Here is a 2,296-nt window from a genome sequence, read left to right as displayed (position 1 = left end):
CCCCACCAGGACCGAACAACCGCTGTCGGCCAGCATGAACCGCAAGCGGTCGGCCGGGAACTCGGGGTCGAGGGGCAGATACGCGCCGCCGGCCTGCCACACCGCCAGCACCGCCACCACCATGTCAAGACCGCGCTCCACGCACAGCCCCACCACCGACTCCGGCCCCACCCCCACACCCTGCAGATAATGCGCCAGCCGATTCGCCCTCGCCATCAATGCGGCATAGGACAGCATGGAGTCGCCCGAGACCACCGCCACCGCATCCGCAGCTACCGCCGCCTGAACAGCGATCAGTTCATGGACTCCGGCCACCGACGGCAGTGACACGGACGTGTCGTTCCACCCCCGCACCACCTGATCCCGCTCCACCGACGACAACACCGGCAGCTCACCCACACGCCGCCCCGCGTCCTCCGCCACCGCCTCCAACACCGTCACCAGATGCCCGGCCAACCGCTCCACCGTCACGGCATCGAACAACGCGGTGCTGTACTGCAACTCCGCCGTGAGACCGCCGTCGGACTCCGCCAAGGCCAGGACCAGGTCGTACTTCACCGGTACCGATTCGTCGGCTTCGTCGTCCCGGCTTGGACTGACGCTCGGGGCGGCATCGCCCGGATCCGCCGCGGCGTAGGTGAACAGGACTTGGAAGAGCGGAGTGCGTGAGCGGTCGCGTTCGACGACCAGCTCGTCCACCAACTGTTCGAACTGCAGATCCTGATGGGCATAGGCCCCCAGCGCCATCTGCCGTACACGGCCCAGGAGTTCGGTGAACGTCGGATCACCCGACAGATCCGTCCGCATCACCAACGTGTTCACGAAGAACCCGATCAGGTCCTCCGTCTCGGACCGACTGCGGTTCGCCACCGGCGTGCCGACCGTCACGTCCTCGACTCCGCCATAACGGCCGAGCAGCGAACTGAACGCGGCCAGCAACGTCATGGACATCGTGGTGCCGTTCGCCTGAGAGAGCGTGCGCAGCGCTTCGGTCGTGGGGGCCGGCACGGCGAACCTGCGCACGGCACCGTCGGTGGACCTCACCGGCGGACGCGGCCGGTCGGTGGGCAGGTCCACGACGGGAGCGTCGGTCAACTGGGCACGCCAGTAGTCCCGTTGGCTCTCCAACACGTCATCGGCCAGCCACTGCCGCTGCCAGACGGCGAAGTCCGCGTACTGCACCGCCAGCGGCGGCAACGGGTCCGGCGATCCCGTGCGGAACGCCTCGTACAGAGCCCGCAGTTCGCGCTGGAGGACGCGGTCCGACAGGTCGTCGGTGACGGCGTGGTGTGTCACCAGGGCCAGTACGTGGTCGTCCGATGCCACTCGGACGAGGGTGGCACGGATCAGAGGACCGCCGGCCAGGTCGAAGGGAGTGACGGCGTCCACCGCGGTCAAGTGCCGTGCCGCCAGTGCGGGATCAGCGGCGTCGGACACGTCCACCACCGTCAGCGGGAACTCGGACGGCGGGTCGATCACCTGGTGCGGTACACCGTCGGCGTCGGCCACCAGCCGGGTGCGCAGCACCTCATGCCGGGCGACCAGCGCCCCGAGAGCCGCGCCCAGTGCGGAGACGTTCACCGCGTGCCGCCACCGCATGGGCGTGGGGAGGTTGTACTCGACCGAGCCGGGCTCCAACTGGGCCAGGAACCACAGCCGTTGCTGCGCGAACGACAGCGGCAGCGGGCGGCTGCGGTCCGCCACCGTGATCGGCGGCAGGACATCGCCGCGACCCGCACCGTCGATCACCGCGGCCAGACCGCGCACCGTGGGCTGATCGAAGAGCGCGGCCAGCGGAATCTCCGCCCCGAACACCTCACGCACACGGGAGACGATCTGGGTGGCGAGCAGGGAGTGCCCACCCAGGTCGAAGAATCCGTCCAGCGCCCCGACCCGGTCCACGCGCAGCACCTGCGCCCAGATCCCGGCCAGTAGTTCCTCGGTCGCGGTCGCCGGAATGACGTACGTGCCTTCTCCCCCGGCTCGAAGGCCTTCCGGCTCGGGCAGGGCGGCGCGGTCGATCTTGCCGTTGGGGGTCAGCGGCAGGGCTGCCAGCTCCACGAACAGGGACGGCACCATGTACTCCGGCAGGGCCTCGCGCACCCGGTCACGCAACTCGGCCGACGACGGAGCGTCCTCGTCCGGCCGCGACGGCACCACGTAGGCCACCAGACGACGCAACGAGCCCTCACCGTGCCCGACGACCACCGCAGTAGCGACTCCGGGGTGGGCGACGAGGGCGGCTTCGATCTCGCCGGGCTCGATCCGGAAACCACGCACCTTGAGCTGGTCGTCG

At 69.6% G+C, this 2,296-nt stretch carries 1 protein-coding gene; it reads right to left on the bottom strand.

What is annotated here, in order from left to right; translation table 11 throughout:
* The coding region (locus AQI94_RS42040) for a condensation domain-containing protein (protein WP_225890419.1) at positions 1–2,280 on the bottom strand (2,280 nt) is incomplete at its 3' end.
* Positions 2,281–2,296: the final 16 nt, after the last annotated feature.

It is taken from the genome of Streptomyces pseudovenezuelae (genome assembly GCF_001513955.1).
Classification (GTDB): Bacteria; Actinomycetota; Actinomycetes; order Streptomycetales; family Streptomycetaceae; genus Streptomyces; species Streptomyces pseudovenezuelae.
This window is presented reverse-complemented; position numbering and strand designations above follow the sequence as displayed.